The organism is Sphingobium sp. TKS (genome assembly GCF_001563265.1).
Classification (GTDB): domain Bacteria; phylum Pseudomonadota; class Alphaproteobacteria; order Sphingomonadales; family Sphingomonadaceae; genus Sphingobium.
Genome location: NZ_CP005083.1, coordinates 3,993,679 through 4,009,961, shown reverse-complemented (window position 1 = coordinate 4,009,961; position 16,283 = coordinate 3,993,679). Strand labels below are relative to the sequence as shown.

Sequence of the window (16,283 nt, the reverse complement as noted above, 5' to 3'; positions counted from 1 at the left end):
GGCGCTCAAAATCCTGTCCTACACCGCCAAACCCATGCCATAACCCCGATGGCTCTTTCCCACCGTCAACCCTTTGCGCTCCGCGCCGTCCGGGCGCCGTCCGTACGCCATTTCGCAAAAATTCTCCTGTTGCGAAATCAACGCCACCCGTCCGCATCCACGCAAATGCGTTCCCCACAACGCTGTGTACTTCGCAAGCGCATGGCTGACTGTAAAACTCCATCCCAGCGCCTTCACCACGTGGCGCGGCTCTGCTAGAGGGCGCGGCCATGCTTACCCTGAACGGCATCACCGTGCGCCTTGGCGGCCGCACCATCCTCGACCGCGCCAGCGCCTCGCTGCCGCCGCGCAGCCGCGTGGGCCTGATCGGCCGCAACGGCGCGGGCAAATCGACGCTGATGAAGGTGATGATCGGCCAGCTCGACCCCGACGAGGGCAGTTGCGACATGCCCCGCGACACGCGCCTTGGCTATATCGCGCAGGAGGCGCCCTCCGGCACCGCCACGCCTTTCGACACTGTGTTGGCCGCCGACAAGGAACGCGCAGCCCTGATGGCGGAGGCGGAGCATACCGAAGACCCCGACCGCCTCGGCCATATCTACGAACGCCTGAACGCCATCGACGCCTATACCGCGCCCGCCCGCGCAGCGCGCATCCTCGTCGGCCTCGGCTTTGACGAGGAAATGCAGGGCCGTCCGCTCGACAGCTATTCGGGCGGCTGGAAGATGCGCGTGGCGCTGGCCTCGCTGCTTTTTTCCAACCCCGAACTGCTGCTGCTCGACGAACCGTCGAACCATCTCGACCTTGAAGCGACGCTCTGGCTGGAAAATTTCCTGAAGGCCTATCGCGGCACCGTGGTCGTCATCAGCCATGAGCGCGATCTGCTCAATAATGTGGTCGACTATATCCTCCATCTGGAGGGCGGAAAGATCATGCTCTACCCCGGCGGCTACGACGCTTTCGAGCGTCAGCGCGCCGAACGGCTCGCCCAGCAGGAAGCCGCCCGCGCCAAGCAGCAGGCGGAACGGGAGAAGTTGCAGGACTATGTCGCCCGCAACTCGGCCCGCGCCTCGACCGCGAAACAGGCGCAATCGCGCGCCAAGGCGCTGGCGAGGATGCAGCCCATCGCCGCCGCCATCGAAGACCCGACGCTGCATTTCGGTTTCCCCAGCCCGCCCGAACTGCGCCCGCCGCTGATCACCATGGACATGGCGGCGGTCGGCTATAACGACACGCCGGTCCTGCGCCGGGTGAACCTGCGCATCGATCCCGACGATCGGCTGGCGCTGCTCGGCCGCAACGGCAATGGCAAGACCACGCTCGCTCGCCTGATCGCCGCGCAGCTAAAGCCGATGGAAGGCGCGATGAACGCCTCGGCCAAGATGAATGTCGGCTATTTCACCCAATATCAGGTGGAAGAACTCGATATCACTGACACGCCGCTCGAACATATGAGCCGCGTGATGAAGGGCGCGACTCCCGCCGCCGTCCGCGCCCAGCTCGGCCGCTTCGGCTTCACCGGCGAGCGCGCCACGCAGAAGGTCGGCTCCATGTCAGGCGGGGAGAGGGCGCGGCTGGCGCTGGCGCTCATCACCCGCGACGCGCCCCATCTGCTGATCCTCGACGAGCCGACCAACCACCTCGACGTCGACAGTCGCGAGGCGCTGGTGCAGGCGCTCAACGACTATTCGGGCGCGGTGGTGATCGTTTCCCACGACCGCCACATGATCGAGCTGGTGGCCGATCGGCTGGTGCTGGTCGACGGCGGCACGGCCCAGCCCTTCGACGGCAGTCTGGAGGATTATACCGACATCATCCTGCGCAAGGCCGACGGGAACGGCAGCAATGGGGGCGGCGACGCGCCCAAGGCCGACCGCAAGGCGGAAAAGCGCAACGCCGCCGAATGGCGCGAGAAGCAGAAGGCGGCGAAGAACGCCCTCAGCAAGGCCGAAAAGGAAATGGCGACGCTCAACGCCGAGCGCAGCCGGATCGATCAGGCGCTGTTCGATCCCAAATCCGCCAGCGGCGCGGAGGCGAAGATGACCATGACGCAGCTCATGGTAAAGCGCGCGGATGTCGAGAAGAAGCTGGAATCGGTGGAAGAAGTCTGGATGGAAGCCAGCGCGGCGCTGGAAGAGCTATAGGAGCCCAGTTCTGCCCTCAATGGATAAGGCAACGTCTGCACTGGGTTCCTGCCTTCGCAGGAATACGGCGGCTCATCCCCCAGAAGGCTCCTCCGTCAGCGGCCCTTCCAGCCCGTCGACCCCACTGCGCATTCGTGTCACGATATTCCAGGTGGCGATGAACAGCGCCGCGATGACCGGCCCGATCACGATGCCGTTGAACCCGAAGAGATCGATCCCGCCCAAGGTCGTGATCAGCACCACATAATCCGGAATCCGCGTATCCCGCCCGACCAGCACCGGGCGCAGGATATTGTCGACCATCCCGATCACGAACATCCCGCAAAAGGCGAGGATCAATCCCTTCACCACCGCCCCGGTGACAAACAGATAGATCGCGACCGGCACCCAGATCAGCCCCGTCCCAACCGCCGGGATCAGCGAGAATGCCCCCATCAGCACGCCCCACAACAGCGCGCCCGGCAACCCCAGCGCCCAGAACACGACTCCGCCGATCACCCCCTGCACGATGGCGACGACGATGCTGCCCTTGATCGTCGCGCGGGTGACGATGACGAACTGCTCCATCAAGGCCCGGCGATAGGCGGTCCGCATCGGTGCAGCCCGGTCCACCATCGCGGCCAGCTTCGGCCCGTCGCGCAACAGGAAGAAAGTGAGGTACAGCATCACGCCCAGCGCCATCAGGAAGCTGAATGCGCTCTGCCCGATCTGCAGCGCCTGCGTCGCGACCGTGCGGAAGCTGGAGGTGATGCCTTCGCTCAGCATCTCGCGCACGGCGGCGAAATTGGTGATGCCCAATCGCTCCAGAAAGGCCGCCGCCCAACCGGGCAGGCTCGCCTGGAACTGCGCGAACATGCGGGCGAAGTTGATCTCCCCCGATTGCACCCTGGCGGTGAAGATCGTCGCTTCCTGCACCAGCGCCATGGCCAGGATGATGGCCGGCACGATCACCACAGCGATGATCAGCAACAGCGTCAAGGCCGCCGAACTGTTCCGCCGCCGGGGCATCATGCCGATCAATGCCTGGTTGACCGGCGCGAACAGGATGGCGGCGATTACGCCCCACAGGATCGCGGCGAAAAACGGCTCGATCACCAGAGCGAAGGCGATCGAGACGATGAGGACGAAGCCCAGGAAGACCCCGTCCTCTATATGCGCGGCTGGCGACTGTTTGCTGTCCATGACGCCGCTTTGGCAGAAGTCGGGATGTAAATCTATCCGCCGGTCATTCCGCCTGCGCACTGAAGCCGAAGCTGACCGCCACCTTGGGATCAAGTCCCGTGCTGCTCTCGCCATTGCCGACGCCAAAGGGTGCGCGGGCGATGATGGCCGATCCCGAAACCTTCCGCGCCTTGCCCGTGCCCGACAGGGTGAAGCGGATGCTCTGCGGCTTGCTCACCCCCTTCAGCGTCAGCGTGCCCGCGGCGCGGTAGCTGTTCGCCCCCGTCTTTTCCGCGCCCTTGGCGGTGAAGACGGCCTTGGGATGGGCCGCCACGCCGAAAAATTCGTCCCCGGCCAGCATTCCGTCCTTATAGCTGTCGCCCACGCTGGCGCTCGCCAGATCGATCTCGACGCGAATGTCGGCGCTATCGGGATGGTCCGGATCCATCGCGATCTTCGCCGTCCATTTGGAAAAGCCGCCGCTGATCGTCTCGCCGCTGTTCCCGACGGAAAAGCCGATCGTGCCGCCCGGCTGCACCGCCCAGGAAGGCGGCGGCCCTACCGGCTCTTCCGCCGCCATCGCATTGTCCGCTTCGGCGGGAGCCGCCGCATTGGCCGCATTGTCCATCGCCTCAGCGACATTGGCAGGCGCCTCCTTCTCGACCGCAGCCAGCGTAACGGGCGCGACCGCCACCTGCGGCGCAGGCTCCGGCAGCACGACGCGGCCCAGGACGAAGCCCACCGCGATCAGTGCGGGCAAAGCCGCCAGCAACACCGGCGAGCGCGCCGGGATCATCCGCCACAGCAGCCCGTCGCCCATCAGGAAATGATGCCGCAGCGCACCCGCCACATGCAGCGCGAACAAGGCGATGCCGATCCAGGCGATCAGGCTGTGTCCGCCCTCGGCCAGTTCATGCGCCCCCATGGGCAGGGGCAGATGGGGCAGGGGGATGGTCCCGAAGATCAGCGTCGGCACTTTCACCTTGGCAGTCGACACCAGCGCCCATCCGGTCAGCGGCGCGCCCAGCATGAACAGGTAAAGGCTCGCATGCACTGCCTTTGCCAGCGCGCCCTGCCAGCCGCGCTCGGCCGGCGCCGGACGCGGCTTCCAATAACGTACGGCGATCCGCGCCAAGGTCAGCAGCAGGATCGAAATGCCGATCGACTTGTGGAGCTGGAACAGCGCAAATCCGCGCGCGCCCAGATCTTCCAGCGCCCATCCCACGGCGATCTGGAAGGCCAGCAGGGCAGCGATCGCCCAATGCAGGAAAATGGCAATCCGACTATAGCGTTGCATGAATACCCCGTGCGCGAAAATCCGGTGCGAAAGCTATGCTGCACCTGCGCGGAAGTCCATCGCTGCACCTGGAAACGATCCGTTACCGGCTCGGAACGATGGCCTTCGCGCCTGTGTCATAAAGGTCGCAGTCCGACCAATTTCGACCCGAAGATTGCATCCCGGCCGTCAGGGGTTAAGAGCAAAGGATAAACAGGACATAGGACAAGCAGGACATGGCCAAACCCGAATCCTGGCGTCTCCGCCCGGAAGCTTATCGTTTCGTCACCAGCATCGACACCCGCTTCCAGGACATCGACACGATGGGCCACGTCAACAATGTGGCCATCTCCGGGATTTTCGAAACGGCCCGCATCCGCTTCCACCATCATCTGGGCCGTCACCCGCAGGAACAGGGCGTGCGCTGGCTGGTCGCCAATGTGAACCTCAATTTCGTCGAGGAATCGCACTTTCCCTATCCGTTTGAAGTGCATTGCGCGATCGGCCATATCGGCCGCACGAGCTGGACGATCAGCTCGGCGGGCTTTCAGAAGGGCGTGTGTGTCGCCACCGCCGACACCACGGTCGTCACCCATGGTTCCGAAGGACGCCGCAGCATCGATGAAAGCCTGCGTGAAGCGATGGAACGCAATTTCATCATTCGCCCGGAATGATGTTGCCGCGCTGATATTTTGAGGCGGCCTTAGCGGAAGCCGTCCATGCGGCGGCTCCATTGGAAGGCGATGACCGCCGCCTTGGCCGGCTGAATCATCGCCACCGCCAGCAGGATCGCGAGTGCCGGCCACAGCAGCGCCTGCAGTCCCATCGGAATGTCCAGCGCCGCATTCACCTCTATCATCAGCGGCACGAGCAAGTGCCCCAGCAGCAATATGACGATATAGGCCGGGAAATCGTCCGCCCGCGACTGGTCCCAGCCCTGGCCGCAAGCCTCGCAGGCCGGACTGGGCTTCAGGAAGCGCGCAAACATCCGGCCTTCGCCGCAGGCCGGGCAGCGGCCCCGCAGGGCAAGCGCCAGCGCTGGCCGCAGCGGTCGTGCCGCATCATTCCGGGGCAATCCTTGGGTCATGGCGTCCTTCCCTATGGTCAATGCCCGGTCCATGCAACAATGCGGTGTCCCTGTTAGAGCTTCCGCCCGGTGCAAAGCCTGTTAAGAGAGCGGCCATGCGCCTCCCGGGACCGACCGAAACCTTTGTCCTGTTCGATGACGCCCGTACGCGGGGTGCTGCGCCCGCGCGCCTCTATCGCGATCCGGTGTCGGTCATCGCCGCGCACCGCCTGACGGAGGTGCAGCCCGCGCTCGATCGCCTGGCCGAAGCGGCGGAGGCCGGACTGCATGCAGCCGGTTTCATCGCCTATGAAGCGGGTCTCGCGCTGGAGAACCGCCTCCACCCGCTGGCCGAGCGGCACAGGGAGGACCGGCCGAAAACCCCGCTGCTCTGGTTCGGCCTGTTCGAAGGCGTGCGCCTGATCGAACCCGGGGCCATGCCCGGCCTCCTGCCCGATCCGACCGCCGCGAGAGTCAACCGGCTCCAGCCGCTCATCGATGAGGCTGCCTATCACGCCGCCTTCGCGCAGGTTCAGGATTTCATCCGTGCCGGCGACATCTATCAGGTCAATCTGACCTTTCCCTGCGCGGCGCATTTCACGGGCGATCTCATGGCGCTCTACGCCGCGCTCCGCCCACGCCAGCAGGCGGGCTATGGCGGCGTGCTCCGCACTGGCGATCACGCCATCCTCTCCTTCTCCCCCGAGCTGTTCTTCACCAATGTGCGGGGCCAACTGACCGCCCGCCCGATGAAGGGCACCGCCCCCCGCGATCCCGATCTCGCCCGCGACGCAGACCTCATCCACTGGCTGGAACAGGATGCCAAGCAGCGCGCGGAAAATCTGATGATCGTCGACCTGCTGCGCAACGATCTTTCGCGCGTCTCCCGCGCCGGCACGGTCACGGTGCCCGACCTGTTCAAGGTCGAAACCTATCCCACCGTCCATCAGATGGTGTCGACCGTCCGCGCCCGCCTGCTGCCGGGCCTTTCGCCGGTCGATGTGCTGCGCGTCCTCTTCCCTTGCGGATCGATCACCGGCGCGCCCAAGGTCCGCGCCATGGAGATTATCGACGCGGTCGAAGCCTTCCCGCGCGGTGTCTATACCGGCTCGATGGGCTGGATCGATCCGTCGGGCGATGCTGCCTTCAATGTTGCCATCCGCACCATTTGTGTTGAAGAAGGCAGCAGGGAGGGGCGCCTGGGTCTGGGATCGGGCATCGTCGCGGATTCGGATGTCGCGTCCGAATGGGCGGAATGTCTGGCCAAGGGGCGCTTCCTCACACCGGCTTGAAGGGCGTGTTTATTGTCCGCATTCTGCATGCCGTCGGCTGGTCCAGCCGATTTCAGAATGCTCCAGGGAGTTTGCGGGATTTTCATGGCATTGGCTGACGGACGGTTCGATCTGCTGGAAACCATGGCCTTCGATCCGGTCGATGGCATCAGATTGCTGGAATTGCATCTGGAACGGCTGAAGGCCAGCGCGGACGCCCTCGACTTTGCCTTCGACCGCCATGATGTGCGCAATGAGCTGCAAGCCGCGACCTTCCGCCTGCGCGAACGCAGCCGTCTGCGCCTGCTCGTCTCCCGCCGCGGTTCGGTCGCCATCGAGGTGCGTGAGCATCACACTTGGCCGCAGGCGATCATGCAGGTGGCGCTCGTCCCCCGCAACGCGCCGGCCGCCGACCCGCGCCTGATGCACAAAACCACCGACCGCGCGCTGTACCACGACGCATTGCGGCGTGGCGGCACCTATGAAGTGGTGATGAAGGACGAACAGGGTTATCTGACCGAAGGTTGCTTCTCCTCCCTCTTCGTCGAGCGCGGCGACAAGCTGCTGACCCCGCCGCTCTCCCGCGGCCTGCTGCCTGGCGTGCTGCGCCGCAGCCTGATCGAAATGGGGGAGGCGGTGGAGGCCGATCTGCGACCGCATGATCTGGAAAATGGCTTCTTCATCGGCAATGCGGCGCGTGGCATGGTGGCCGCGTCGCTGGCGCGCTGACGTCATAATCTGCCGTTACGGCCAGCCGAGGCCAACTGGCGGTTGCCCCTTCTTTCGTTGCGCACTAAGGAGCCTCGCGTCCGCCTTATTGCGGGCCTTGGGGATTCTTTATTGTGCCGCGATTTCTTAAGCCAGCGGGCTATCCCGCCCGCTTTGAAATCGCTCTAGAGAAAGACTATTGCAATGAGCCAGACTTCCGCTGCCCTCGGTCGCATCCAGCCCTCCGCCACTCTGGCGATGAGCGCGCGCGTGAATGCCCTCAAAGCCGAAGGCGTGGACGTTATTGGCCTCTCTGCCGGTGAACCGGACTTCGACACGCCCGATTTCGTCAAAGAGGCGGGTATTGCCGCGATTCGCAACAATCTGACCCGCTACACCGATGTCGACGGCACCGCCGACGTCAAGGAAGCCGTCGCCTTCAAGTTCAAGCGCGACAATGGCCTGATCTACAAGCGCAGCCAGATCAGCGTGAACTCGGGCGGCAAGCATACCTTGTTCAACGCGCTGGTCGCGACCGTCGACGTGGGCGATGAAGTCATCATTCCGGCGCCTTATTGGGTCAGCTATCCGGACATCGTGAACTTCGCGGGGGGCACCCCGGTCTTCATCGAAGGCCCGGCCAGTCAGGGCTACAAGATCACCGCGGCTCAGCTCGAAGCGGCGATCACGCCGAAGACCAAGTGGGTCATGCTGAACTCGCCCTCCAACCCTTCGGGCGCGGCTTATTCGGCCGACGAGTTGAAGGCGCTGGGCGAAGTGCTGCTGCGCCATCCGCATGTGCTGGTGATGACGGACGACATGTATGAGCATGTCTGGTACGCGCCGACCCCTTTCGCCACCATCGCGCAGGTCTGCCCCGACCTCTACGACCGCACGCTGACCGTCAATGGCTGCTCCAAGGCCTTCTCCATGACCGGCTGGCGCATCGGTTTCGCCGGTGGCCCGGAATGGATCATCAAGGCGATGGGCAAGCTTCAGTCGCAGTCGACCAGCAACCCTTGTTCGATCAGCCAGGCTGCCGCCGTCGCCGCATTGACCGGCGACCAGGACTTCCTCGAAGAACGCAACGCTGCCTTCAAGAAGCGCCGCGACATGGTCGTCGCCATGCTGAACGACGCGCCGGGCCTCGACTGCCCGACGCCGGAAGGCGCCTTCTATGTCTATCCCGACGCGAGCGGCGTGATCGGCAAGGTGACGCCCAAGGGCCAGCTGATCGACAGCGACGAAACGCTGATCGGCTATTTCCTGGACGAAGCGAAGGTCGCTGCCGTCCATGGCGCCGCCTTCGGCCTCTCCCCGGCGTTCCGCATCAGCTACGCCACTTCCGAAGAGGTGCTGGCCAAGGCCTGCACCCGCATCCAGGAAGCCTGCGCCGCCCTCAAATAATGCGCCATTTTCCTCTCTCTGTGGGAGAGGGGAGGGTGAGCAGCTTACATCAGGCATCCGATCACCCCCATTTCGGAAACGGAAAATTTCCCCCGTGCCGTCTTGCAGATGGGGCGATGGGCTCTATATCCCGTTGCGAACCGAAACCGGCTTTGCCCGTCACCCATCGTCTCGCATCGAGCGTTGGTCGAAACTGCCATAGCGCAGTGTTCATCCGGGACTAGGCCGCGCGACATTCATTGCCGCCCGCTTGTGGCGGCCAAGACGACCGAAAGGAAGAACGCCATGGTGGCCTTCTTGAAATCAGACCTGTTCCTCCGTTTTCTAGGCGGGTTTGTGATCGGCGCCATCGGCGTTTTCGTGCTTCAGCCGAATGGCGATGCGCCCCCGCTGACCGGCTCCGCCATGGCGGCTTCGGCTCCGGCTTCGGCCGCGGACAATGCGGCGCTCTGACGGCATAGCCCTTGCTTTTCTGGCGGCTTTGGCCGTCGCATCCCCGCTGCGCGCCGAACGCCCGGTCCTCACTCCGGTTCCTGTGGTTGACGCCGCTTCCAGCCGCAAGCTCGAAACCGCCGTCTTTGCGGGGGGCTGCTATTGGGGCGTGGAAGGCGTCTTCTCCCACCTAAAGGGCGTCCACCTAGCCGTCTCCGGTTTTGCCGGGGGGCCACGCGACCGCAAGGTCGATTATGAGCAGGTCAGCGAAGGCGATACGGGCTTTGCCGAGTCCGTTCGTGTCACCTACGACCCCAAGATGGTCAGCTACGGCACGTTGCTACGCGTTTTCTTCTCGGTGATCGCGGACCCTACCACGCTCAACTATCAGGGTCCGGATCATGGCACCCAATATCGCAGCGCGCTGTTCCCGCTGACCCCGGAGCAGGACAAGGCAGCCAGAGCCTATCTTGCCCAACTCGGCCAATCCGGCCTCTGGCGCGATCCCATCGTCACCCGCATCGAACGCTTCACCGGTTTCCAAGATGCGGACAGCTATCACCAGAATTTCCTGACCAAGAATCCGCGCCACCCCTATATTCAGCGTTGGGACATGCCGAAGCTGACGGCCCTCAAAACCATGTTCCCCACGCTCTACAGCGATCGTCCCTCAGCCTGAAACGGAGTGTTCATGAGCGATACCCTAGGCCTCAAATTGCTCTCGACGTTGCAGGAAGACGGCCGCCTGGTGGTCGAACTGGCGGAAGAAGCGCTGCCCGCTCCCAACGGCGATGAAGTGCTGGTCCGGGTGGAAGCGGCACCGATCAACCCCTCCGATCTTGGCCTGCTGTTCGCCTCCGCCGATGTGGAACATGCCGATTATGAGGAAGGCCGCATTGTCGCCCGGATGCCAGATTCCGCCCGCCGCGCGCTGGCCGGGCGAGTCGGCCAGCCCATGGCGATCGGCAATGAAGGCGCCGGCACCGTCATCGCGGCAGGTGACGCGCCGCAGGCCCAGGCGCTCCTCGGCAAGAGGGTGGCGCTGATCGGGGGCGGCATGTTCGCGGAATATCGCCTCTTGGGCGCTGGCGGCTGCATGGTCCTGCCCGACGATGTGACAGCGGAGCAGGGGGCTTCGGCCTTCGTCAACCCGCTGACTGCGCTTGGCTTCGTCGAAACCATGAAACGAGAAGGGCACAGGGCGATCGTTCACACCGCCGCCGCCTCCAATCTCGGCCAGATGCTGGTGCGCATTTGCCAGGAGGACGGCATTCCGCTGGTAAATATCGTCCGCAACGAAGCGCAGGTGGCGATTCTGAAGGATCTGGGCGCGGAACATGTGCTCGACAGTTCGAAGGACGACTTCCCCGCCCAGCTTCGGACCGCGATCGCCGCCACCGGCGCGACCATTGCCTTCGACGCGATCGGCGGCGGCAATCTGGTCAGCAAGATCCTGCATGCCATGGAGCAGGTGCAGGTCAAGGATGTGCCCTATAGCCGCTATGGCTCGAACAGTCTCAAACAGGCCTATATCTACGGCGCGCTGGACCTGTCTCCGACCGTCCTGACGCGCAGCTTCGGCTTTATGTGGAATGTCGGCGGCTGGCTGCTCTTCCCCTTCCTGCAAAAGAACGACGCCGAAACGGTCGAACGTTTGCGCCAGCGCGTCCGCGACGGCCTCACCACCACCTTCGCCAGCCATTACAAGGCCCGTATCTCCCTCAGGCAAGCGCTCAGCCGGGACGCGGTCCTGACCTACAACGCCCGCCGCACCGGAGAGAAATATCTGATCGTCCCGAATGGCGGATAGGGGTGGAGAGTGGACGCTTCCTGTTTTGTGATTCCCGCGAAGGCGGGAATCCATCTCCTAGCGTTGCATCAAGCGGTTAGGCCAGGAGATGGATCCCCGCCTTCGCGGGGATGACGAACTTCGAAAATGTCCGGAAAGACCAACTTTGGCCATTCCTCCACCTTAGAAAGCTTTGCCCCAGAATTTGGCGACCTTCGGGTCGCTCGCGCAGGAGGTTCGTAGCGCCTGCCATTCCGCCCGGTCCAGTGCAGGCCGGTAGGATGCGCCCGGCTTGACGGCGGCGGCGAAGCGGCGGCGGCGGGCGGCGGAGAGCGGGTGGGAGGAAAGCCAGGTCATGGCTTGCGTTTCCGTCCCTTCACCCTCCTGGCCGCCGAGGCGTTCGAAAAAGGCAGCGGTGGCGGCAGGGGAAATCCGCGCCTCCCGCATCCGGTCGATGGCGACGCCGTCCGCCGCACTTTCCGCGCCCCGGCCATAGCTGAGCGACAGCACGCCGTTCAGATAGCCGCCCGCATTGCCCCCTGCGCCGCCCAGCACGACGCTGAGGCCAAGCTGACGGATAAGCCCCGTCATCGTGTCGCGGTGGCGGACATGACCCAGTTCATGGCCAAGGACACCGGCCACTTCATCGGGGGATTTGGCCTGCTGAACCAAGCCGTCGAACAGGATGATCCGCCCGCCGGGCAAAGTCACCGCGTTCACCATCGGGATATTGGCGAGCGCGATTTCGCGGGCTTCATGCTGCGGATCAAGCTGCGCCGCCAGAGCCTTGAGCGCGGCGTCGCCTGCGGGGGTGTGACAGAAGCCCACATTTCCCAAGTAAGGCGCTGATTTCGCTGTCCTGACCATTATATTTCCTATATAAAACATGGTGTTGAAGGCTGCGAGGGGCGCGTTTCATGGATCACCCAGAGGGTGCGGGCTTGCAACGGGCAGATCGGGTGGATTTCGACCCTCGCGTGCGGCTGGAATTTCGCGGCACGCAGCTCAGTTCCGACGGCGGCCTTCTGGTGATGCGCGAGCTTGATGACGCGCTCGGGTTGTCCGATTTGGCGTCAGCGGCGCTGCGCGATACTCGCTCTGGCAAGAACACGGTCCATCGGCTCGACGGCCTGTTCCGGCAATCAGTCTTTGGGCGGCTGGCCGGATACGAGGATGTCAACGACGCCAACCGTCTCGCCTGCGATCCGGTCATGCGCCAAGTTGTCGGCGGCAGAGCGGTCGATGCACAAGCGGCCTCGGCATCGCAGATGGGACGGTTCGAGACCGAGACGCTGGCTCTGGCCGGGAACCGTGCCGCGCTGGCCGACCTGAACGGGCAATGGATCGACCGGTTCCATGACCGTAACGGGCTGAAGTACATCGTTCTGGACATGGACAGCTCGGTCAGCCCGACCCATGGCGACCAGGAAGGGTCCGCCTGGAATGGCCATTTCGACTGTAGCTGCTATCACCCCAACTTTCTGTTCAACCAGTTCGGGATGCTGGAACGCTGCGCCCTGCGCCATGGCAACGTCCACAGCGCCGATGGCTGGCGTGATGTTCTCGACCCCGTCATTGCGCGCTACGCGGAGCGCGACCTTGGTGGCAGGTTCTTCCGGGCCGATGCTGCCTACGCGATCCCGGCGATCTATGAGCGATTGGAAGAAGCGCGGTTCTTCTACGCCATCCGGCTGCCCGCAAACGCGGTCCTCAAGGACAAGATCGCGCATCGGCTAACGCGCCCTGTCGGGCGGCCGTCACTGACCAAGGTCAAGCGGTTCTTCGAGGAATTCGAGTATCAGGCGGCGTCCTGGGACAAGGAACGCCGGGTGATCGCCAAGATCGAATGGCATCCGGGCGAACTGTTCCCGCGTGTCGGCTTCATCGTCACCAACCTGCCGATGGAGCCGGACTGGGTGGTGCGGTTCTACAACCAGCGCGGCACCGCCGAGCAGCACATCAAAGAGGGCAAATACGCCTTTCGCTGGACGCGGCTGTCGTGCCGGAAGTTCCGCGACAATGAGGTGCGGCTGCAACTGCACGCCCTGGCGTACAACCTGGCCACCTTCTTGCGCTGCATCGAGCTGCCCGAGGCCATGGCCGACTGGTCGTTGACCAGCCTGCAACTGAAGCTGATCAAGATCGGGGCACGTGTGGTCCGTCACGCCCGCACCATCACCTTCCAGCTGGCCGAGGTCGCTGTCACCGGCACGATGGTACGCGCCATCCTCGCCGCTATCCGCCGATTGCGAGCGCCACCGCTATGCGCATGATCGCGATCCACGCTCAAACTGAACGAAAGCGGCTGGACAGATCTGTCCGCTGCGCTGAAAAACGCCGCCCCTGGGCAAGGAAACAGCGGCTTCGCGGTCTGATCCGTCCAGATCCAGCAGTCTGCGCGACCGCAGGTGCCGCTTGCGGCAGAAAATCCTTGTCTAGCGCTCGGATACAGGCGATCTTCACCTCAAACGACACGCCACTTGGGGAATGCAGGATGAAGTGGGCGACGACCGATGCGATGTCGTGGCGGCGGATCGGGCTGGCAGGCTCGGTCTTTCTCGCCACCCTCGCGCTGTTCGGTGGGCTCGCTTATCATTTCGCGATCGTTGCGATGTGGATGCCGCTGGTCAATTCGGTCGCGTTGATTGCCACGACCCCCTCGGCTCCCTCGGCGCGGCCCTGGCCGATCATGGCGGGGCATGCCGCGACCGCGTTCGTCGGTTCGCTGGCCGGCTGGATGTTCGGCGCTTCGGTGCTGGTCGCGATCATCGCCGCCACGCTCGGCCTGCTGCTGATGATGGCGGCCCGTGCGGTCCATCCGCCCGCGGCGGCGACGGGGCTCGTCTTCACGCTGCATCCGGTGCCCCCGCATGTCGCGGTGCCGCTGCTGATGCTGGGCGCCGGTGCGGTGACGCTGATCGGCATGGCGCTGCGCCGCTGGGATCGCCCGTCCGCATGACCCCCGGATTGGGCATCGCCTGAATTTCGGCTAGGAGCCGGCGGATCGGGACTTCTATGATTTCCATCGTCAATACCGAATGCCACGTTCCCAAAACGTTCTCCGACTTGGCCAAAATCGCAGCTTGGGGCCGACTGGGCCTATACGGCACGATCCCGGCGCTCCGGCGCTTGATCGTCTTGCTGCGCTTGCCGACGGCATAGGCCGCGAGCTGGGGCACCAAAAGACCATCTCGAAACCGATCCGCCCTGCAGATCGCGGTGAGATCGAACGCTGAATCTTGTCATAAGTCGTCGGCCTTGACTCGACCTGCCATCCTTTGATGGAATCACCTAGCAGGAAGGAGGAATTATGTTCGACGATCAAGACCGCGCTTATTTTGCTCGGCGAGCAAAGACGGCCCGTGAATTGGCCTCAGAGGCTACCGATCCCGCCATAAGTAAGATTCACGCCGATATGGCTGAAGAATATGAAAGAAGCGGCCGCCGAAATCGCCCACCATCGAGTCGCCCATGCGGTTTTCCCAGCTTTGCGGGACGAGCGGGGCGATGATGCCGGGCGCTTCCAGCGCGCCCCAGACGACCAGGGCAGCGACCGCCGTGAAGACACCCGCCGCCGGCCAGAGGCCGAAGCGGTCGATCCAGCGGCCATAGCGCTCCCCCTTGGGCAGATGCGCGGCGATGCCGGGGGGTGCTTCGCCCGAAAACCCCATGCGCCAGCCGGGAATCGCGCCGTGGCCATAGGCCGGGCGGTCGCCCTGGGCGCCGATGACGGTCAGATCGCTCCAGTCGGTCGGCGCGCCGACCCAGCCGCTTTCCGGCTCCTCCAGCACGAAGCCCGTGCCGGCGGGACGGAGCAGCACGCTCCGCCGAACCGCCGTCACGCCGTCATAATGCCAGAGCCGGAAGTCCGACATATCGGTCAGAAAGCCCCCACGTCGAGCGCGTCGAGCAGGCCTTCGCCATGGCGGCTGGTCTTCGTCTGCGATTGGGTCAGTTCGTCGGTGTAGATGGTCCCGGTCGCGCCCATATGGGTCACGAAGAACTTCCAGTGGCGATATTGCAGGAAGATCGACCCGATGCCGAGCGTGCAGATGACCAGCGCGATGTCGCCCAGGAACAGCAGGAACCAGTCCTTGGTTCGGGCATAGAAATGGAAGTTGAGGCCGGTGAGCGACAGACCCTCCACCGCTTCCCGGAAGAAGCTGGCATAGAAGGCGAGCGCGATCAGGCCCAGACCGGCATAGATCGCCACCACGAAGAACAATATGCCCAGGAACATGCCCGCGACCTTCCCGGCGTTCCCGCCCGGCTGCATGCCGTCGAGCGGGATGGCGACAAAGGCAAGGATGGCGCCGACGATGACGGCCACGATGGGAAAGAGATAGAAAAGCAGGAAGCGCCTGAAGGTCGGGCCATGATCGCCCGCTGCCTCGAACATATGCGGGCCGAAGCTCATCTTGTTCCAGCGCTCGTTCCACAGCGACATCATCGACCAGGGGATCATCAGTCCCGCTGCCAATGTGCCGACAAAGCTCTTCCACATATAGGAAATGCCGTAGCCAAAGCCCTGGTCGTCGCTGCCGCCGCGAATGCCGTGCCACCAGGTGCGGCTCAGGCGATAGCGCAGTGCGCGGAAGCGGGCGAGACCGACCATGTAGAAGATCGTCACAAAGGCTGCGAGCGTCAGGATCGCGGCGATGCCCTCATGCCCTTGGAGAATGAGCGCTTGCGCGCCAAATTGCAGGAAGAGGAAGGGAATGCCGATCAATACCAGCACCATCAGGAAGCCCAGGAACAATTCCTTGCCCGTGCCGGTCCATTCCAGCCGATCGTCGATGAAGCGCGTGTTCGCCCAGAGATAGCGCCGCGTCCGCGTCGTCGCCCAGAAGCGATAGATACCCAGCGTCACGATCGTCAGCAGCAGGTTGGAGAAGGCGATCGGCGCATAGTCGCGCCAATTCCCCTCAAAGGCGAAGCCGTCGCCGCCAATGCGTTCCTGATCCATGATAACCCCCTGTAGCCCCGGCAGGAGAAGACTATGCCCGCGGCTTTCGGTCAAGAGGGATCG

16 protein-coding genes are annotated in these 16,283 nt (G+C 64.0%); 10 read left to right on the top strand and 6 right to left on the bottom strand.

The genetic code is table 11. The features are described 5' to 3' along the window. Window positions 1-269 precede the first annotated feature (269 nt). Window positions 270-2,144, top strand: coding sequence for an ABC-F family ATP-binding cassette domain-containing protein (locus tag K426_RS19840; RefSeq protein ID WP_066560601.1), 1,875 nt, complete (start codon window positions 270-272; stop codon window positions 2,142-2,144). A gap of 72 nt (window positions 2,145-2,216) precedes the next feature. On the opposite strand, the gene K426_RS19835 is transcribed toward K426_RS19840, so the two are convergent. Together K426_RS19835 and K426_RS19830 are read right to left on the bottom strand one after the other, a co-directional pair. Continuing rightward, entirely contained in the window at window positions 2,217-3,326 is a 1,110-nt protein-coding gene (locus K426_RS19835) for an AI-2E family transporter (RefSeq protein ID WP_066560598.1), read from the bottom strand. Between the two features lie 43 nt (window positions 3,327-3,369). Next, the gene (locus K426_RS19830) at window positions 3,370-4,602 is read right to left on the bottom strand and encodes a cytochrome b/b6 domain-containing protein (protein ID WP_066560597.1); all 1,233 of its coding nucleotides are present in this window, start codon (window positions 4,600-4,602) and stop codon (window positions 3,370-3,372) included. A 215-nt stretch (window positions 4,603-4,817) separates the two neighbouring features. On the opposite strand from K426_RS19830, the gene K426_RS19825 reads away from it, so the two are divergent. Further along, entirely contained in the window at window positions 4,818-5,255 is a 438-nt protein-coding gene (locus tag K426_RS19825; RefSeq protein ID WP_066560595.1) for an acyl-CoA thioesterase, read from the top strand. A 29-nt stretch (window positions 5,256-5,284) separates the two neighbouring features. On the opposite strand, the gene K426_RS19820 is transcribed toward K426_RS19825, so the two are convergent. After that, window positions 5,285-5,668: a DUF983 domain-containing protein gene (locus tag K426_RS19820; RefSeq protein ID WP_066562053.1), complete on the bottom strand. Its 384-nt coding sequence runs from the start codon at window positions 5,666-5,668 to the stop codon at window positions 5,285-5,287. A 95-nt stretch (window positions 5,669-5,763) separates the two neighbouring features. Here K426_RS19820 and pabB point away from each other — a divergent pair, with 95 nt between their 5' ends. The 6 genes from pabB (at window position 5,764) to K426_RS19790 (ending at window position 11,275) form a co-directional block, all read left to right on the top strand. Continuing rightward, a complete protein-coding gene (gene pabB / locus K426_RS32595) occupies window positions 5,764-6,939 on the top strand; it encodes an aminodeoxychorismate synthase component I (protein ID WP_066560593.1) in 1,176 nt (391 codons plus the stop codon). An 84-nt stretch (window positions 6,940-7,023) separates the two neighbouring features. Further along, a complete protein-coding gene (locus tag K426_RS32590) occupies window positions 7,024-7,647 on the top strand; it encodes an aminotransferase class IV (RefSeq protein ID WP_066560590.1) in 624 nt (207 codons plus the stop codon). A gap of 183 nt (window positions 7,648-7,830) precedes the next feature. Continuing rightward, window positions 7,831-9,033 carry a pyridoxal phosphate-dependent aminotransferase gene (locus K426_RS19805; protein ID WP_066560588.1) on the top strand — a complete coding sequence of 401 codons (1,203 nt, stop codon included), beginning with the start codon at window positions 7,831-7,833 and terminating at the stop codon, window positions 9,031-9,033. A gap of 285 nt (window positions 9,034-9,318) precedes the next feature. Then, window positions 9,319-9,486, top strand: coding sequence for a hypothetical protein (locus tag K426_RS32195; protein ID WP_169576124.1), 168 nt, complete (start codon window positions 9,319-9,321; stop codon window positions 9,484-9,486). Then, complete coding sequence (gene msrA / locus K426_RS19795) at window positions 9,473-10,144, top strand: peptide-methionine (S)-S-oxide reductase MsrA (RefSeq protein WP_066560583.1); 672 nt, start codon at window positions 9,473-9,475, stop codon at window positions 10,142-10,144. The genes K426_RS32195 and msrA overlap by 14 nt, the downstream gene beginning before the upstream one ends. Window positions 10,145-10,156: 12 nt before the next feature. After that, entirely contained in the window at window positions 10,157-11,275 is a 1,119-nt protein-coding gene (locus K426_RS19790) for a zinc-binding dehydrogenase (protein ID WP_066560580.1), read from the top strand. A gap of 162 nt (window positions 11,276-11,437) precedes the next feature. On the opposite strand, the gene K426_RS19785 is transcribed toward K426_RS19790, so the two are convergent. Next, window positions 11,438-12,121 (bottom strand): M48 family metallopeptidase, encoded by a 684-nt coding sequence (locus tag K426_RS19785; protein ID WP_237229849.1) that lies wholly within the window; start codon window positions 12,119-12,121, stop codon window positions 11,438-11,440. A 50-nt stretch (window positions 12,122-12,171) separates the two neighbouring features. Between K426_RS19785 and K426_RS19780 the strand changes: the two genes are divergently transcribed. Together K426_RS19780 and K426_RS19775 are read left to right on the top strand one after the other, a co-directional pair. Further along, on the top strand, window positions 12,172-13,527 hold the full coding sequence (locus K426_RS19780) for an IS1380-like element IS1247 family transposase (protein ID WP_006473457.1): 1,356 nt from the start codon (window positions 12,172-12,174) through the stop codon (window positions 13,525-13,527). A 221-nt stretch (window positions 13,528-13,748) separates the two neighbouring features. Next, entirely contained in the window at window positions 13,749-14,213 is a 465-nt protein-coding gene (locus K426_RS19775) for an HPP family protein (RefSeq protein WP_020817765.1), read from the top strand. Window positions 14,214-14,634: 421 nt separating this feature from the next. Here the strand turns inward: K426_RS19775 and K426_RS19770 are convergent, their stop codons facing one another. Together K426_RS19770 and K426_RS19765 are read right to left on the bottom strand one after the other, a co-directional pair. Beyond that, entirely contained in the window at window positions 14,635-15,129 is a 495-nt protein-coding gene (locus K426_RS19770) for a hypothetical protein (RefSeq protein ID WP_237229848.1), read from the bottom strand. Between the two features lie 5 nt (window positions 15,130-15,134). Further along, on the bottom strand, window positions 15,135-16,220 hold the full coding sequence (locus tag K426_RS19765; protein ID WP_066560572.1) for a YjgN family protein: 1,086 nt from the start codon (window positions 16,218-16,220) through the stop codon (window positions 15,135-15,137). Window positions 16,221-16,283: the final 63 nt, after the last annotated feature.

What these genes read in the sequence shown, in the direction of transcription:
- K426_RS19840 (WP_066560601.1), top strand. Translation starts at nt 270, where the DNA reads ATGCTTACCCTGAACGGCATCACCGTGCGCCTTGGCGGCCGCACCATC.
- K426_RS19805 (WP_066560588.1), top strand. Translation starts at nt 7,831, where the DNA reads ATGAGCCAGACTTCCGCTGCCCTCGGTCGCATCCAGCCCTCCGCCACT.
- K426_RS19775 (WP_020817765.1), top strand. Translation starts at nt 13,749, where the DNA reads ATGAAGTGGGCGACGACCGATGCGATGTCGTGGCGGCGGATCGGGCTG.
- K426_RS19830 (WP_066560597.1), bottom strand. Translation starts at nt 4,602, where the DNA reads ATGCAACGCTATAGTCGGATTGCCATTTTCCTGCATTGGGCGATCGCT.
- K426_RS19790 (WP_066560580.1), top strand. Translation starts at nt 10,157, where the DNA reads ATGAGCGATACCCTAGGCCTCAAATTGCTCTCGACGTTGCAGGAAGAC.
- K426_RS32590 (WP_066560590.1), top strand. Translation starts at nt 7,024, where the DNA reads ATGGCATTGGCTGACGGACGGTTCGATCTGCTGGAAACCATGGCCTTC.
- K426_RS19825 (WP_066560595.1), top strand. Translation starts at nt 4,818, where the DNA reads ATGGCCAAACCCGAATCCTGGCGTCTCCGCCCGGAAGCTTATCGTTTC.
- K426_RS32195 (WP_169576124.1), top strand. Translation starts at nt 9,319, where the DNA reads ATGGTGGCCTTCTTGAAATCAGACCTGTTCCTCCGTTTTCTAGGCGGG.
- K426_RS19765 (WP_066560572.1), bottom strand. Translation starts at nt 16,220, where the DNA reads ATGGATCAGGAACGCATTGGCGGCGACGGCTTCGCCTTTGAGGGGAAT.
- msrA (WP_066560583.1), top strand. Translation starts at nt 9,473, where the DNA reads ATGCGGCGCTCTGACGGCATAGCCCTTGCTTTTCTGGCGGCTTTGGCC.
- K426_RS19820 (WP_066562053.1), bottom strand. Translation starts at nt 5,668, where the DNA reads ATGACCCAAGGATTGCCCCGGAATGATGCGGCACGACCGCTGCGGCCA.
- K426_RS19835 (WP_066560598.1), bottom strand. Translation starts at nt 3,326, where the DNA reads ATGGACAGCAAACAGTCGCCAGCCGCGCATATAGAGGACGGGGTCTTC.
- K426_RS19785 (WP_237229849.1), bottom strand. Translation starts at nt 12,121, where the DNA reads ATGGTCAGGACAGCGAAATCAGCGCCTTACTTGGGAAATGTGGGCTTC.
- K426_RS19770 (WP_237229848.1), bottom strand. Translation starts at nt 15,129, where the DNA reads ATGTCGGACTTCCGGCTCTGGCATTATGACGGCGTGACGGCGGTTCGG.
- pabB (WP_066560593.1), top strand. Translation starts at nt 5,764, where the DNA reads ATGCGCCTCCCGGGACCGACCGAAACCTTTGTCCTGTTCGATGACGCC.
- K426_RS19780 (WP_006473457.1), top strand. Translation starts at nt 12,172, where the DNA reads ATGGATCACCCAGAGGGTGCGGGCTTGCAACGGGCAGATCGGGTGGAT.